At 65.1% G+C, this 16,250-nt stretch carries 13 protein-coding genes; 1 reads left to right on the top strand and 12 read right to left on the bottom strand.

Annotated features, from left to right (window positions below; translation table 11 throughout):
• Positions 1-8: 8 nt before the first annotated feature.
• The 12 genes from MFF34_RS27520 to MFF34_RS27465 form a co-directional block, all read right to left on the bottom strand.
• The gene (locus MFF34_RS27520) at positions 9-710 is read right to left on the bottom strand and encodes an NAD(P)H-dependent oxidoreductase (protein ID WP_238217731.1); all 702 of its coding nucleotides are present in this window, start codon (positions 708-710) and stop codon (positions 9-11) included.
• On the bottom strand, positions 707-1,894 hold the full coding sequence (locus MFF34_RS27515) for a pyridoxal phosphate-dependent aminotransferase (protein WP_238217729.1): 1,188 nt from the start codon (positions 1,892-1,894) through the stop codon (positions 707-709). The genes MFF34_RS27520 and MFF34_RS27515 overlap by 4 nt, the downstream gene beginning before the upstream one ends.
• Before the next feature lie 22 nt (positions 1,895-1,916).
• Positions 1,917-3,146, bottom strand: a complete 1,230-nt coding sequence (gene alr, locus MFF34_RS27510) for an alanine racemase (protein WP_238217727.1) — start codon at positions 3,144-3,146, stop codon at positions 1,917-1,919.
• A gap of 34 nt (positions 3,147-3,180) precedes the next feature.
• A complete protein-coding gene (locus tag MFF34_RS27505) occupies positions 3,181-4,788 on the bottom strand; it encodes a 5-guanidino-2-oxopentanoate decarboxylase (protein ID WP_238217725.1) in 1,608 nt (535 codons plus the stop codon).
• Positions 4,781-6,898, bottom strand: a complete 2,118-nt coding sequence (locus MFF34_RS27500) for an acetate--CoA ligase family protein (protein WP_238217723.1) — start codon at positions 6,896-6,898, stop codon at positions 4,781-4,783. The genes MFF34_RS27505 and MFF34_RS27500 overlap by 8 nt, the downstream gene beginning before the upstream one ends.
• Positions 6,899-6,916: 18 nt before the next feature.
• A complete protein-coding gene (locus MFF34_RS27495) occupies positions 6,917-8,077 on the bottom strand; it encodes an acyl-CoA dehydrogenase family protein (protein ID WP_238217721.1) in 1,161 nt (386 codons plus the stop codon).
• A 27-nt stretch (positions 8,078-8,104) separates the two neighbouring features.
• Positions 8,105-8,899, bottom strand: coding sequence for an enoyl-CoA hydratase/isomerase family protein (locus tag MFF34_RS27490; protein WP_238217719.1), 795 nt, complete (start codon positions 8,897-8,899; stop codon positions 8,105-8,107).
• Positions 8,900-9,128: 229 nt separating this feature from the next.
• Positions 9,129-10,538, bottom strand: a complete 1,410-nt coding sequence (locus MFF34_RS27485) for an amino acid permease (protein ID WP_027593672.1) — start codon at positions 10,536-10,538, stop codon at positions 9,129-9,131.
• 196 nt (positions 10,539-10,734) lie between these two features.
• A complete protein-coding gene (locus MFF34_RS27480; RefSeq protein ID WP_238217717.1) occupies positions 10,735-12,987 on the bottom strand; it encodes an ATP-binding protein in 2,253 nt (750 codons plus the stop codon).
• Positions 12,984-13,757: an ABC transporter substrate-binding protein gene (locus tag MFF34_RS27475; RefSeq protein WP_238217763.1), complete on the bottom strand. Its 774-nt coding sequence runs from the start codon at positions 13,755-13,757 to the stop codon at positions 12,984-12,986. Before MFF34_RS27475 ends, MFF34_RS27480 begins: the two co-directional genes overlap by 4 nt.
• Positions 13,758-13,762: 5 nt before the next feature.
• A complete protein-coding gene (locus MFF34_RS27470) occupies positions 13,763-14,479 on the bottom strand; it encodes a response regulator (RefSeq protein WP_186704223.1) in 717 nt (238 codons plus the stop codon).
• A gap of 74 nt (positions 14,480-14,553) precedes the next feature.
• The gene (locus tag MFF34_RS27465) at positions 14,554-15,198 is read right to left on the bottom strand and encodes a TetR family transcriptional regulator C-terminal domain-containing protein (RefSeq protein WP_027593676.1); all 645 of its coding nucleotides are present in this window, start codon (positions 15,196-15,198) and stop codon (positions 14,554-14,556) included.
• Between the two features lie 130 nt (positions 15,199-15,328).
• Between MFF34_RS27465 and MFF34_RS27460 the strand changes: the two genes are divergently transcribed.
• Positions 15,329-16,075 (top strand): enoyl-CoA hydratase, encoded by a 747-nt coding sequence (locus tag MFF34_RS27460; protein ID WP_238217714.1) that lies wholly within the window; start codon positions 15,329-15,331, stop codon positions 16,073-16,075.
• Positions 16,076-16,250: the final 175 nt, after the last annotated feature.

Below are 16,250 nucleotides of genomic sequence, written 5' to 3'. Positions count from 1 at the left end.
CAGCCCCATCAACTTAACGGGTACAACGCCTCATCGAACTGCGCCAACCGCGGGAACACCAGCGGCTGATCATCCGCCAACTGCTCCAGGCGCTGCTGGTACTGCTGCAGAAAACCCTGCCGCGCTTCGTCGCTGATATACGGCACATGCCAGGCCACGAACGGCGGCAGCACGTCGAAACCAACATACGCCAGCGTCCCCCGCAGAATCGGCCGCAGCATGTCCTCAAGCGGCCCATGGATGGCCCCTTCGCCAAACATGTGCTCACGCCCGCCAAGGGTCACCGTCACCAGTGCCTTCTTGCCGGCCAGCCCACCCTGGTCGTAGAAACGCTTGCCGCCATAACAGACACCCGACACCAGCACCCGGTCGATCCAGCCCTTGAGCATGGCCGGCGCCGAGAACCAGAAGACTGGGAAGTTCAGCACCAGCAAATCGGTCCATAACAGCTTGTCCAGCTCTTGCTGGATATCTGCGGCAATGGCGCCGCTCTTCACCCCCATGCGCTGCTCCAGCGCATACACCAGGTACTCGGGGTTCTCCCGCGTGGCGAAATCGTCCGCACTGGCCACCGGGTTCCAGCCCATGGCATACAGGTCACTGACCTTGACCGCGTGGCCCTGGGCGCGAAAGGTAGCCACCGCCTGGTCACGCAGGGCGGCGGTGAAGGATTGCGGCTCGGGGTGAGCATGGACGATCAGGACATTCACGACAGTTCTCCTTGCATCAGTTCACCCGCACACCGGGCAATGCGCTGGCACGCCTCGGCCAAGGCTTCGGCGCCTACCACCAACCCCAGGCGAATATGCCCGGCGGCGCTCGGGCCAAAGGCTTCACCCGCCAGTACCGACACACCTTCGCGGTCCAGCAGGCGATCAGCGAAGGCCTGGGCACTGAGGCCGGTTTCGCGGATATCGACCATCACGAACATGCCACCGTCGGGTTTGAGCGCCTTGACGCCCGGGCAACCGGCCAGCTGTTCGCACACCAGGTCCCGGCGCTGGCGATAGGCGTCGCGCATCGCCTCAAGGGCGGGCAAGGGCTGATTCAAGGCCACCACGGCGGCGTCCTGGATAAAGTCCGGCGAGCCATAGAGCATGCACAGCGCCAGGTTCTCCAGGTGCGTGGCCAGCTCAGGCGAGCCCACCACCCAGCCCACCCGCCAACCGGTCATGGCATGGGATTTAGACAGGCTGTTGAGGGTCGCGGTGCGCTCGGCCATGCCGGGCAGGCTGCCCGGGCTGACATGCTCGCCTTCGTACAGCAGTTCGCTGTACACCTCGTCGGAGATCAGCCACAGGTCGTGGGCGATGCACAGCTCGGCCAACGCCTCCCAGGTCGAGCGTGGCAAGCTCGCGCCCGAAGGGTTGTGCGGACTGTTCAGGGCCAGGGCGCGGGTGCGTGGGGTGATGCGCGCGGCCACGTCCTGCGGACACACCCGAAAACCGTTCTCCGGCTTGACCGGCACCGGCACCACCGTGGCACCACAGGCACCGAACACCGCCTCGTAAGTGACGTACATCGGCTCTGCGACGATCACTTCATCACCCGGGTCGAGCACGCACTGGGCTACGCAGAACAAAGCGCACTGGGCACCCGCCAGTACCGTGACCTGGTCAGCACTGACGGGCTGGCCGCTGCGCTGCCGGTGACGATCGGCAATGGCCTGGCGCAGCGCGAGTTTGCCGCGTACATCGGCGTAATGGGTGTGGCCGGCACGCAGGCTGTCGATGGCCGCTTCAACGATGGGGGCCGGGGTGTCGAAGTCCGGGTCGCCCACCGACAGCAGCAAAACGTCCTTGCCCTCGGCCTGCATCGCCAGGGCGCGGTAGTGGATGTCCCAGGCGGCAGCACCGTCACCGGCGATGCGTTGGGTCAGCTTGGCATAGCGCATGGCAGTCTCCCTTCAAATGCGGTCAATCGACGAGAATCTTGGGGTTCGAGCTGCCCCACACGGTGTAGAGGTCGGCCAGTAATGCGCCGTTGATTTCCTCCATCTCGCCCTGGGTAATCTCGCTACCGGCCTGTTTGCCGAACAGCACCACTTCGTTGCCGTTCTTGACGTCTGGGAAGTCGGTGACATCGACCATCAAGGTGTTCATCGATACCTTGCCCACCACCGGCACGCGGTGGCCGTTGATCAGCACATGGCCCTTGTTGGTGAACACCCGGCGGTAGCCATCGGAATAGCCGACGGTGATATTGGCCAGGCGCGAGTCGCGCGCCAGGGTGAAGGTGCGGTCATAGCCGACAGTGTTGCCAGCCGGGTAGCTGTGCACCGCCGCCACTCGCGACTTGAACTGCATGGCACGCTTGTACTCGGTACGCTCGGGCACGGTGTCGCCGAACAGCGCACCGCCGGTGCGCACCATGTCCAGGCGTGCTTCCGGCACCTCCAGGGTGGCGAAGGAGTTGGCGGCGTGCAGGGTCAGTTGGCGGCGGTCGAGCTTGGCATGTTTGATCAACCAGTCGGCCTGCTCGTTGAACGCTGCCAAGCCCTTGCGCACGTCATCCTTGTCTTCAACGGCGAAGTGGGTCATCAACGCCACCAGCTTGAGGTGCTTCTGGTCGGTGATCTGCAGTGCCTCACCTCGCCCGCTCCAGCTGGCCATTTCCACGCCGTTACGGCTCATGCCGCTGGAGTTGAGCGCCAGGTGAATGCGCAAGGTCTTGCCATGGCGCTCGGCGATGGCATCGGCCTGGCGGGCGAACTCGGCGCTGCCGACCAGCTCTTCCATGTCGTATTGCAGGGCATCTTCCAGCTCGCTCAGGCTGGCCAGGCGTACCCGCACCAATTGCCCGGTGAAGCCGCTGGCCCGCACCACACGGGCTTCCTCGTTGCTGGCGACCGCCACGCAAGGTACGCCAAGGGCGATCACCGACGGCATCACCAGGCCAATACCGTGGCCGTAGGCGTCTGCCTTGAGCACGGCGCACAGCTTGGACTTGCCACCCAGCTCCGCTTGCAGGGTGCGAATGTTGTGTTGCAAGGCACCGGCACTGATCTCGACCCAGGCGTTGCTGTTTTGCACGGTCAGCGCGTTGCTGCCGTTGTCCATCGACAGCGGCGGCGCGGCATACAGCGGGGCTTGGCCAGTGATCAGCAGGGCCAGGGAGGCAGCGAGGAGCGTACGGCGAAATTGCATGGTGGTTTCTCTTGTTATGGACGATGCGCTGCGGTCAGCAGACGCAGGTATGTTTGAGTTCGATAAAGGTCACGCCTGGCGTGGCGAAGCCCTCGGCCAGGTCAGCCTGCAAGGCATCCAGGTCACGTGGCTGACGCACCGCGCAGCCAAACGCACGGGCCAGGCCGATGAAATCAGGGTTGCGTGGCAGTACGCCGACCGGTTCGATATCCAGGCCGAGCATATCGTCGCGGATCTGGCCAAGGGCGTCATTGTTCCACAGCAATACCACCAACGGCCGGTCCAGTTCCTCGACCGCGGTGGCCAGTTCCTGGGCGGTATAGAGGAAACCGCCGTCGCCCACCAGCACCAGTCCGGGGCGATGGTCAGTGGCGAGCATGCCGCCGATACCCGCCGGCAAGCCATAGCCGAGGGTGCCGTAACCGGTGGGGTGCAACCAGCTGCGCGGCGCCCGGCTGGCAAAGGCGTAGTTGCCGGTGTAGGCCAGTTGGGTCATGTCGCTGCTGATGAAGGCGTCGTCTGGCAGCACCGCGTCGATGCGGTCGAGAATGGCCTGGTGGATGGCCTGCAACGGTGCGTGCCCGGTGCGAATGGCCTGGCGCAGGCCGGCCACCGCTTCGATGGCCTGGCAAGGGTCGCGCTCGACCTCGGACAGGTGCGCCAGCAAACCGTCGAGGGTCTGTCGAGCATCGCCGTGCAAGGCCACCGCGCACGGGTAAAAATCGTTGAACTTGCGTGGGTCGATGTCGACTCGCAGCAACTCACCCGTGAGCGGCAGGCGCTCGCGCCAGAAGTCGGTATCGGCCATTTCGGTACCCACCGCCAACACCACATCGGCTTCGCTGATCATCTGCCAGCCCGGCGTGACGCACAGGCTAGAACCCGCATTCAATGGCGCCCCAGGCGGCAGCAGGCCCTTGCCGGCGACGCTGGTGAACAGCGGCGCTGCCAAGCGAGTGCTCAACTGTTCGAGTTGCGCAGCGGCCTGCAGTGCGCCACCGCCGGCGATGATCATTGGCCGTTTCGCTGCGGCCAGTTTCAGCGCGGCCTGCTCCAGCGTGCCCCGGTCGGGCTGGCCGCGCCCAGGGCGACGTACCACCGCGTCGCTCCAGTCGCGGGCAACCGGCGCGGCCAGCACGTCCAGCGGGACCGAGATGTGCACCGGGCGCGGGCGTTCGCTGTCGAACACCGCCCAGGCACGGGCAATCAGCTCGGGCAGGTCTTCAGCGCTCAGTGCCAGGGCGGAGAACGCCGTGATCGGCGCGGTCATGGCGCGCTGGTCCTGGGTTTCGTGCAGGCAGCCCCAACCTTTGCCCAGGCTGGCGGTGTGGTTGACGCTGGATATCACCAGCAACGGGATCGAGTCGGCATAGGCCTGGCCGATGGCAGTGGCGGCATTGGTCACGCCTGGGCCGGTGATGACAAAACACACGCCCGGCCTGCCGCTGACCCGGGCGTAACCATCGGCCATGAAGCCCGCGCCCTGCTCATGCCGCGTCAGCACATGGCGGATGCCACTGCCGGGCAAGCCGCGGTACAGCTCCAGGGTATGCACCCCTGGGATGCCGAACACGGTATCCACCCCATAGTTGGCCAGCAGCCGTACCAGCGCCTGGCCGGCGGTCATCGAGTGCTCATTCATGCTGATCTCCTTGGGGCTGGCCGAGGCGGATCAGCGCATCGACCGCGGTGGTGCCGTGGGCACCGACCATCAATGGGTTCACATCCAGTTCCAGCAGCTGCCCGGCGTTTTCGCAGGCGTAGTCGGCCACCGCGCGGATCGCCGCCACCAGGGCATCCAGGTCGGCAGCCGGGCGACCCCGAAAACCCTGCAGCAGGCTGGCGCTGCGCAGGCCAAGCAGTGCTGCGCGAATGGCGCTGTCGGTGGTGGGCAGCAACAGGCTGACGCTGTCTTTGAGCAGCTCCACCAGCACACCGCCCGCCCCGATCACCAAGGCCAGGGCAAAGTCGTTTTCACGCTTGATGCCGACGATCAACTCGGCCAAGGGCGGCGGCGCCATGGGTTCGAGCAAGACCTGGTCGAACGCCACCCCCGGCGCATAGGCGTCGATGCGCTGGCGCATCTGCGCCAGGGCGGCCTGCAGCGCTGCGCCATCACGCAGGTTCAACGCCACCGCACCGGCTTCGGTCTTGTGCGGCAACTGCGCACTGACCGCCTTGAGCACCAGCGGGTAGCCAACGCGGGTGGCATCGTTTAGCGCGTGCTCCGGGGTACTCAGCACCCCGCCTGGCACCGGCAGGCCAAACGCACTCAGGGCCTGCTTGGACTGCCATTCGTCCAGCAGGCGGCTTTCACCTGCGAGGGGCCGTGGGCACAGCGGCACCTGCGCCGCCTCGCCCTGTTCCAGCAGCCGCTGGCGGTTGCGCTGATAGGCCACGATCCGCCCCCACGCTGCCAGGCCATCTTCTACGCCTTGCAGCGCGGCGATGCCATGGGCATGCAGGCGCTCACGGGCCGAGGCTGGCAACAGCTCGGGGAACGCCGAGGTGACGAAGCCGATCTTGCCGTGGCGCGCCAGGGCGTCGCAGTAAAGCGCCAGCAACAGGTCGCATTCCTTGCGCTCACCGGTGAACGCTGCGGGGTAGTCGAGCACCAGCATGGCGGCATCGGTGTCAGCGCCCAGGGTGCTGTCGAGCATCTGTTGCAGGGCCACTTCATCGCCCCAGATCGCTGTTGTGAAGTCCAGCGGATTGACCAGGTTGGCGTAGGCCGGAAGTACCTGGGCCAGTGCCCGCACCTGCCCTGGCGCCAGCGCGGGCAAGCGCAACTGGTTGCGCTCGGCGTAGTCGGCAATCAAGCCCGCATCGCCGCCCGAACAGGCCAGGGCGATCAGCCGGTCGCCGGCCGGCAAACGGCCACAGGCGGCAGCCTTGAGGGTCTCGACGAAGCTCACCGGGCCACTCACGCGGATCACACCCAGGCGCTGGAACAGGCTGTCGTACAGGGCATCGGAGCCTGACAGCGAACTGGTGTGGCTGAGCGCCAGTTCAGCGCCGATCTGCGACACGCCGGTTTTCAGGGCAATGATCGGGGTGCCCTGTTGCAGTGCCTTGTAGGCGGCACGGGCAAAGCCCGGCACGTTTTTCAGGCCCTCAAGGTGCAAGCCGATAGCAGTCACCCGTGGGTCGTCGAGCAGCACGTCCATCAACTCGGCCACGCCCAACTGCGCCTGGTTGCCGACCGATGCCATGTAGGCCACCGGCAGCGAGCGGTCGCTCATGGACAGGTTGTAGGCAAAATTGCCGCTCTGGGTCAGGATCGCCACGCCCTGCTCCACCTGCTTGCCGCCATGGGCCACCGGCCACAGGGCCGCGCCGTGCAAGTAGTCGAGCAGGCCATAACAGTTGGGACCAAGCAAGGCCATGCTGCCGGCGGCCTCAAGCAGGCGCTGCTGCAACAGGCGGCCTTGTTCACCGCTTTCGGCGAAGCCTGAGGCGTAGCAGATGGCGCCACCGGCACCGATGGCGGCCAGTTCCGCGACACACTGCAGGGTCAGTTCACGGTGGGTGGCGATGAACACCGCGTCTGGGGCGCATGGTAGGTCTGCCACCCGCGCCACGCAGGGGATGCCCTCCAGGCTCGCGTGTTGCGGGTTGACCAGCCACAGCGGGCCGGCAAAGCCACCTTCGGCACAGCGCTTGAGGGCACGGGCCATGCTACGCCCGCCCACGAAGGCCAGGTGCCGTGGGGCCAGCAGGCGCTTGAGGTTGTCACGATTGGAATGCGACATGCTGAGTCTCCAGGTCGATCAGCGCAGCAACGGGCGCAGCAGCTCACGGGAAATGATGTGCCGCTGGATTTCCGACGTGCCCTCCCAGATCCGCTCGATGCGGGCGTTGCGCCAGATGCGCTCGACCGGCCCCTCATCCATCAGGCCCATGCCGCCAAAAATCTGCACGGCTTCGTCAGCGACCTTGCCCAGCACTTCGCTGGCAAACAGCTTGGCCATGCCCGCCTCGCCATCGGTCATGCTGCCCTGGTCCATCTTCCAGGCGGTGTGCAGGGTGAGCAGTTCGGCGGCGCGGATCTGCGTGGCCATGTCCGCCAGCTTGAACGACACACCCTGGTAGCTGCCGATGGGCTGGCCAAATTGCTTGCGGTCAGCGGCCCACTGCAGCGATGCGTCCAGTGCTCGCTGGGCCTGGCCGACGCAGTTGGCGGCGACCATCACCCGGCCAGCGGTAAGCCAGGCGTTGGCCACCTCCCAGCCTTTGCCGACTTCGCCCAGCACGTTGCTGGCTGGCACCCGGCAGTCGTCGAAGAACAGCTCGTAGGTGTGGTAGCCGCGGTTACTCACGCACTTGGGCCCGCGGCGGATGATCATGCCGGGGGTGTCCCGGTCGACCAGCAAGGCGGTGACCGCATTGCGTTTGCGCCCGTTGTGCTCGTAGGTGTCGGTCACCGCGAAGACGATGGCGAAGTCGGCATGCCCGGCGTGGCTGATGAAGTGTTTGCTGCCGTTGATCACGAAGTCATCGCCCTGGCGCACGGCGCGGGTCTTGATGGCGTTGGCGTCAGAACCCGCGCCAGGCTCGGTAAGGGCGAAGCAATCGGTCTTTTCGCCCTGCACGCACGGCAGCAGGTAGTCGGTGATCTGCTGGTCCTTGCAGGCCATGAGGATCTTCGACGGACGTGCGACAAACACGTGCAGCGCCCAGGAAACCTTGGACAACTCGCGCTCGATCAGCGCTTGGGACAGGTAATCGAGGCCACCGCCGCCGACTTCTTCAGGCATGTTGAAGGCATAGAACCCGGCGGCGATGGCCTTGCCGCGGATCTGCGCAGCCAGTTCCGGCGATACCGCGTCGGCACGGTCTACCGCTTCTTCATGGGGCAGCAGTTCCTTGGCCACGAAGCTGCGTACCGCATCCACCAACATTTCTTGTTCTTGGGTCAGTTGGAAATTCATCTGCGAAGGTCCTGAAGAGGTAACGGGTTATTGGCCGACGAAGTGTGCTGGGCGCCGTTCTACCGAGGCCTTGAGCGCCTCGGCGCCGTCCTGGCTGCGCCCGCATAGCAAACCGGCCTGGCGCTCGGCTTCGAGTTGCTCGGCCAGGGTGCGCTGGGCGCCTTCGCGGATCAGCCGCTTGGCCTGCGCGTAGGCGAAGGTCGGGCCGTTGGCCAGGCGGCCCGCCAGTTCAGCGGCCACCGCAGGCAATTGCTCGTCGGCGCAGACCTCGCTCACCAGCCCTGCCGCCAAGGCCCGTTCGGCGCCCCACAGTTCGTCGAGGAACAACAGGCGTTTGGCCTGCTCGCTGCCAATCAGCCGTGGCAAGTGCCAGCTGGCGCCGGCATCGGGGCTGTAGGCCATGCTGGTGTATCCGGCTTTGAAGCGTGCCGAGGCAGCAGCGATGCGCAGGTCACAGCACAGGCTCAGGTCCATGCCGCCGCCGACGGCGGTGCCGTTGATGGCGGCCAGGGTCGGTTTGTCGAGGCTGTGCAGGCGCAGCATCAGGGCGTGGGCGGTCTCGGTCCAGCCGTAGCTTTCCAGTGCCCCACGGGCCTCAGCCTCGGCCCATTCCGCCAGGTCGGCGCCGGCACAGAAGCTGCGCCCGCTGCCGGTCAGCACCACCACACGGACGGCGGGGTCGCTGTTGCAGGTGTCGAGCAGGGCATGCAGTTGCTTGAGGGTGGGAATGTCCAGTGCGTTGCGCTGCTCGGGGCGGTTGAGGGTGAGCCAGGCAACGCCGGCTTCGACCTTGCTCAACACTGACGATGACGGGGTGGTCATGGGAGGCCTCGCTGTTGTTATTGGGGTGGAGGACGTGATGAAGGTGATACTAAACGAGTGTTCAACAAGGCGGGATGGGTTGTTACAACTTTGCACAACTCGGATCACAACCCTGGCGCTTCCCTTGTAGAAGCAGCCTTGTGCTGCGAAGAGGCCAGTGCAGGCTCAAAACAATGTCGATGCCTGCACCGGCCTCTTCGCAGCAGAAAGCTGCCCCCAACAAGCGGCGTCAAACGCCAGGCGCGCTCGGCGCAAAGGCCCCTTGCCGCCGGCGGTTCACCCCGTAATACGCCGCATAGCACAGGGCAATGAAACCAAAGCCCCAGTACAACGACGGCCGCTGGGTCTCATCGATGGCCAGAAACACGAACAGCGAACAGCACAGGGTGATGCACAGCAGCGGCACCAAGGGGTACAGCGGCGCCTTGTACTTGAGGTCCTGCAGTTGCCCGCCATCACGCAGGTACGCCTTGCGGAACCGGTACTGCGCCAGGGCGATGACGATCCAGGTCACAGTGCCGGACATGCCGCTCACGGCCATCAACACCATGAACAAGGTGTCGGCAGCCACGAAGCTGGTCATCAGCGACACCAGGGCAAAGCACAGGGTGATGCTCAGAGCACGCAGTGGCACGCCGCGCTTGCTCAGCGGCGACAGGCTCTTGGGTGCCATGCCGCTCTTGGACATGGCCCAGAGGATGCGCGTGGAGGCATACAGCCCGGAGTTACCCACCGACAGGATGGCGGTGAGGATGACGAAGTTCATCAGGTCGGCCGCATAGGGAATGCCGACCATGTCGAACACCTGCACGAACGGGCTTTCCATCAACCCGGCCTGCTCGAACGGCACGATGGCCGACAGCACGGCAATCGCCAGCACATAAAAGATCAGCACGCGGAACACCACGTTGCGCACGGCCCGGGGGATGCTCTTTTCCGGGTGCTCGGTCTCACCGGCCGCCACGCCCATGATTTCACAGCCCTGGAAGGCATACACCACGGTCATCATCACCGCGAACACCGCCGACAGGCCATGGGGGAACAGCGACTCGCCCACCAGGTTGTTCAGCATCGGTGCCGGCGCCCCGTTGTTCAGCGGGATGGCGCCGAAGATCACCAGCAGGCCGACCACGATAAAGCCGAGGATGGTCGCCACCTTGATCCCCGAGAACCAGTACTCCGCTTCGCCAAAGGCCCGTGTAGCCAGGGCATTGAGGCCGAACAGCACAACCACGAACAACGCCGACCAATACCAGATTGGCACCTCGGGGAACCAGCGGGTCATCAGCATGCCCGCAGCGGTGAACTCCAGGCCCACCGTGGTGGCCCAACTCATCCAGTACACCCAGCCAATCATGAAGCCCGTGGCTGGGCCGATGAACTTGGTGGCATGGGCCTGGAACGAACCAGAAACCGGCATCTGCACCGACAGCTCGCCCAGGCAGACCATCACCAGGTACATCAACAGCCCCGCCACCAGGTAGGCCAGGATCGCCCCCACCGGCCCGCCCTGGTTGATGGTGACGCCCGAGCCCATGAACAGGCCGGTGCCGATCACGCCGCCCAGCGACAGCATGAAGATGTGCCGGCTTTTCAGCGCGCGGGTCAGTTGGATTTTGCCTTCATGGGTGTCAGTCATGGTTCACCCCGCTGTAGCAGGGGGTGCAAAACGATCGTTCAAGGAGGGGCTGAGCGCTACGGCATGTCATTATTGTTATCTCCAATAAGCCTCATGGACCGCGTGCAACACGGTTGCCATCGATTATTGGAAACGGATGTAAGGTGCCGTTGTACGAACCGATCAAAGATGTAAAAAGTCGTAAGTTTTTTGTACGTCAGCTCTGGATCAACTGTTTCAGGGTGGCGCGGGCCTGTTCCAGCTGTGCCGCTAGTGGCTCGCTGAGCGCCAGCAGCGCCTGTTCATCTTGGCCTTGGGCGGCGTCTTCGAGGCGGCGCAACACGCCAGCCAGGCCAGCAAAGCCGAGGGAATCGCAACTGCCCGCCAGGCGGTGCGCCAGGTGCGACACTGCAGCGCAGTCGCGTGCCTGCAAGGCTTCGGCCAGCGCCGTGGCGTGCTGCTCGATCGATTGGCGCAGCACTGCCAGCAGCGCCTGCAACTTCTGCTCGCCCAGCAAGCTGCGGTGGGTTTGCAGCAGTGACCAGTCCATGCCCGAGCCAGGTGCAGCCACCGGGGCAGGCGCAACCTCGGCCAGGGCCTGGCGCAGGTGCTCCAGGCGCAGCGGTTTGGCCAGCACCCCCTGCATGCCTGCCTCCAGGTAATCGGGGACTTGCGCCGGTTGCACCCCGGCAGTCAGCGCCAGGATCCGGCTGCCACGGTTTGGCCCTGGGGTGGCGCGGATGCGCCGGCACAACTCGATCCCGCTCAAACCGGGCAGGTGCACATCCAGCAGGATCAGGTCGAAGCGCTGCTGGGCACAGGCTTGCAGGGCTTGCTCGGCATCCTCGGCAAAGCACACCTGGTGGCCATCGCGCACCAGCAAACCACCCGCCACCTCACGGTTCAACGCCACGTCCTCGACCACCAGGATACTCAGGCTGGCCCACGCCGAGCAGGCCGGCTCATGGGCAACGGCAGGCTGCCCACGCGCCATGTCGAGCTCGAACCAGAAGCAACTGCCCTGCCCCGGCACGCTGTTCAGGCCGATGCGGCCGCCAAGTTTTTCCACCAGGTGCTTGCAGATCGCCAGGCCCAGGCCAGTGCCACCATAGCGCCGGGCCACCGCTTCGCTGGCCTGCACGAAGCGGTCAAAAATCTTCGCCTGCATGGCCGGTTCGATGCCAATGCCATTGTCACTGACCGACACGCGCAGGCGCTGCCCGTTCTGATCGCTGGCCAGCACCTGCACCCTGAGTTCGACCTGGCCGTGCGCGGTGAACTTGATGGCGTTGGCCAGCAGGTTGCTCAGTACCTGGCGCAGGTACTGCTCGGCGCCATGCTGATGCGCCGCCAGTTGCTCATCGACCTTCACGTGCAGGGTGTCGCCGCGTTCCAAGGCCATCGGTTCGAGCAATGCCAGCACCTCCGTGCACAACTGGCGCAGTGAGAAACCGAGCATTTCGGCCTGGCTCTCGCCCTCTTCGAGACGGGCAAAGCAAAGCACCTCGTTAAGAATGGCCAACAGCCCTTCGCCCGCCTTGTACAAAGCCTGTAGGCGTTGCCGGTCGAGCGCATCGAGCCTGGCGCCACGGAGCAGTTCGGCCATGCCGAGGATGCCATTGAGCGGCGTGCGCAGCTCATGGCTCATGGTCGCCAAGAAGCGTGACTTGGCCAGGTTGGCAGCTTCGGCCTCATCCTTGGCCCGGGCTAGGCTCGCGGTACGCCGCTCGACCATGGCCTGCAGCTCGTCACGCTTGTCCTGCAGGGCCACGCGGTCGAGCTCGCGGCGCTCGATGTCGCTGAGGATGGCCCGGCGCATGTCGTCCAGTGCATGTGCCACGGTGTCGATTTCATCGGCATGCGCCGAACGGCGGCGATCCAGCCGCAGCGGCTCCTGCCAGTGCCCGGCCCCGATACGCCGGGCAAACTCGGCCATGACTTGCAAATGGCGCGTCACCAAGCGGTAGAACAAGCCAGACAACGCGACCGCCAGGCCACACAGAAACACCCCCATCCACAACAGGCTGGCCAGGCCCGTGGCATACAGCCGCCGGTGCACCGCGCCCAGGTCGATGCTCACCTCCAGCTCGCCAAGGTGCCGTGCCGGCCCCGACGGTGGCTGGTAATCCAGCGGAAAACGCTCGATGCGCAGTGGCCCCTTAGGCTCGGCTTCACCGCGCAACAGGGTGAAGTCATCGCTGAGCAGGCGTACCCGCGCCACATCTGAAAAGTCCACCAGGCCACGCAATTGAACATCCAGTTGCGCTTCGTCGAGGTCCCACAAGCTGCGCTCCAAGCTGGCCAGGTAACCCGCGCGGATCAACGCCATGCGCGCCTCGATGTCGCGCATCTCGCGGCGGTACTCGAAATACAGCTGCACGGAACTGGCCAGCACCGTGAAGCACAGGCTGAACAGCAGGATAAACAGCAGCAGGCGGCGCAACAGGCCGTCGGTGCGCAGGCGGATCATCGGGCATCCGCCGGCAGGTTGATCATGTCGCGGTAGGTCACTTCGCTCTGCTCCAGCCAGCGGTCGATCTCGCCAGCTTCGTGCATGCGCCGCAACTGGTGGTCGATCTCGTCCATGTGCTGGCTCAGGGAGGACTGGCGCGATACCGCCACGCGCAGGTAGTCCACGCTCAGCGCGGCCGGCAAGGCGCCGATGTCTTCGGCGCCGGGCAGGTGCTCGATGAACAGCTCGCCGGTACGCCGCTCCTGGATCACGAAGTCGATGCGCCCACGGATCAGCTTGCCGAAGTTCTGCTGGCTGGACGACACCCGCTCGATGTTCTGGTGGCGCGCGACAAAACGGTCGAAGTCGGCGCCGTAGCTTTCACCGTAGAGCAAGCCGCCACGGTACCCGGCCAAGTCTTCCAGGTGCTGAAACTGCACGGGCCGGCGGCGATTGAAAAACACCGCCACCTCTTCACGTATCACCGGTACCGACGAAAAACGCATGCCTTGGTCACGTTGGTCGCTGTCGTAGGCGAGCACCACGTCCACCCGCCCGGCGGCAGCGTCCATCAGGCAGCGCTTCCAATTGCCCAGCACCACGGTTTGCACCTCTCGGCCCATGCGCGCAAACAGCTCCCGCACCACCGTCGGCGCCAGGCCGCGCACCTGGTGGCCATCGCTCCAGGAAATCGGCGGGTACACGGGGTAGTCGCAGTAGCGCACCGGATCAGCCGCCGCTGCTGGCAAGCCTGGTACCAGCAACGCCAGCGCCAGCAGGCGGCGCAGGGTGCTCACGCGGCCACGCTGGCGGTGAACAGGTAGCCGGTGCCATGAATGGTGATGATCAGCTGCGGCTCGGCCGGGTCGTCATGCAGCTTGCGGCGCAGGCGGCCGACCAGCACGTCGATGGAGCGGTCGTTGGGTACCCACTCACGGTTGCGGATCTGGTCCATCAACTGGTCGCGGCTCAGGGTGTGGCCGCTGTTGCGCAGGAAGACGCTGAGCAGTTGGAACTCGCCATGGGTCAGCAGCGTTTGCCCGCCACGCGGGTCGATCAGGCGTCGACGGTCAGTGTCCAGTGCCCAGTCGGCAAATTGCTTGAGCGAGTGCGCGCAGGCGGGCGCCGGGTGCACCTCGCGGGCATGGCGTACGCGGCGAATCAGGTTCTTGGCGCGGGACACCAGCTCGCGGGGGTTGAGCGGTTTCATGATGTAGTCGTCGGCGCCGCACTCCAGGCCGACGATGCGGTCGATGTCGTCATTGCGCCCGGTGATGAGGATGATGCCGACTTCCGAGCGCACCCGCAGCTCGCGGGTCAGGGTCAGGCCGTCCTTGCCGGGCAGGCGAATGTCCAGCAGCACCAAGTCGACGTCCTGGCTGCCGAGCAATGCCTCGGCCTTTTCTGCGGTGTCGGCGCAGTGCACGTCATAGCCTTCCTGGGACAGATAGGCCTGTAGCAAGTCACGAATAAGCGGATCGTCATCGACGATCAATACCCGAGGCGTCATTGCGTGAAGTCTCTTTTTTTATTGGTTTGTTCTACACACTCGCGACAGCAGCCTACTCGTTACTGAACAGGCGATCAACAGCCCTTGGGCAGGCTGAAGCGTTGCCGACCACCGGCCTGCAAACCATCCACCCAGGCCTCGCAGATCTGCACGCCCTGGGCCGGCGTAAAGGTGCCCGGGTTGAGGCCCGACTCCAGCCACAAGCCATCGAGCAACGCGCTCAGGCTGATCGCCGCCAGGTCGGCGTCAAAGCCCTGCCAGCCCTCTTCCACCGCCAGCGTGGCGAGCAGCCGGCTCAACTCGTTGCGGTACTCACCGTAGGAATGGTCGTGCACCTGGTTGATCGCATCGGCGGTCTTCACCGCGCCCCAGAACGCCAGCCAGGCATCGAGCAGTTGCGGGTCGAGCAGTTCGGCGCAAAACGAGGCACGGAAGAACGCCGACAGCCGTTCGCGGGCCGTGGGCGCGGCCTGGGCCATGGCTTCGCGCAGCAGGCCCATGACCCGCCCGGTGACCGCCATGTAAGCTTCGGCCACCAGTTCGTCCTTGCCCGCGTAATGGTGGCTGATCAACCCCACCGAAACCCCCGCCTCGGCGGAAATCTTGCGGATCGAAGCCCCCTGAAAACCATGTCGCTTAAGGCACACCAAGGTCGCCTCGACCAGGTTGGCTTTGCGCAATTCCGGCAGCATGCGGTGGTAGCGGGCTTCCTGGCTCATCGGCGATTCTCGGGCAGTAGACTGGGCTGAACGACTGTACAGCAAGCCGAGCGCCATGATAAACCCTACTGGCCAATGCCCGGTGTGCACCCTGTTGCCGGGCCTGACCACAACAACAAAAGCGGCTGCCATGAACGACCTGATCACACGCGACCTGGACCAGGGCCTGCTGACCCTGACCTTCAACCGCCCCGACAAGCTCAATGCCCTGAACATCGCCATGTACCGCCAGTTTGGCGACCTGCTGCTGGCGGCGGGCGAAGACCCGCACGTTGATGCGGTGCTGATCACGGGCGGCCCCCACTGCTTCAGCGCCGGCAATGACCTGCGCGATTTCCTCGACAACCCGCCCAGCGACAGGGACAGCCCGGTGTTCCGCCTGATGCGCATTGTGATGGGCCTGGATAAACCCCTGATCGCTGCCGTCAGTGGCGCGGCGATCGGCATCGGCGCCACCCTGCTGCTGCATTGCGACCAGGTGCTGGTCAGCCGCACGGCCAAGCTGCGCATGCCGTTTGCGCCGTTGGGGGTATGCCCGGAGTTCGGCTCCAGCCTGCTGCTGCCGCGCATGCTCGGGCACGCCCGCGCCGCCCGCTTGCTGATGGGCAACGCGTTGCTTGAGGGTGAGCAGGCGGTAGCCTGGGGCTTGGCCAGTGAGCTGCATGAAGATGGCCAACAGTGCATGGCGGCCGCCCGGCAACTGGCGCGGCGGCTGCAAAGTTACCCGCAAGAGGCGCTGCGTATTAGCAAGCGCCTGCTCAAGGATGGAGGGCGCGCGGAGCTGGAGGCCACTGTGGAGCGGGAGAGCCAGTTGTTTATCGAATGCCTGCGTACGCCTGAGGCCAAGGCGGCGTTACGGGGGTTGATCAAGGATTGAGATGATGGTTTGAGGTGATCGGGTTGAGGTTTGCGGCGCTGTCGAGATCGAGCGCCGCCCGCGCGGCGCTTCGCAGCACAAGGCTGCTTCTACAGGTGCATGGCGCGCTATCGTGTCGAACACACAAGGCGGTCGCGCGCCGCCTTCACAGACATGACTGGCCCGAAACAAATGT

Origin of the sequence: Pseudomonas sp. PAGU 2196 (assembly GCF_022179005.1) — a bacterium.
In the GTDB taxonomy this organism is placed as follows: Bacteria; Pseudomonadota; Gammaproteobacteria; order Pseudomonadales; family Pseudomonadaceae; genus Aquipseudomonas; species Aquipseudomonas kermanshahensis.
The sequence above is the reverse complement of the archived record's forward strand: the minus strand, read 5'-3'. Positions and strand labels throughout refer to the sequence as shown.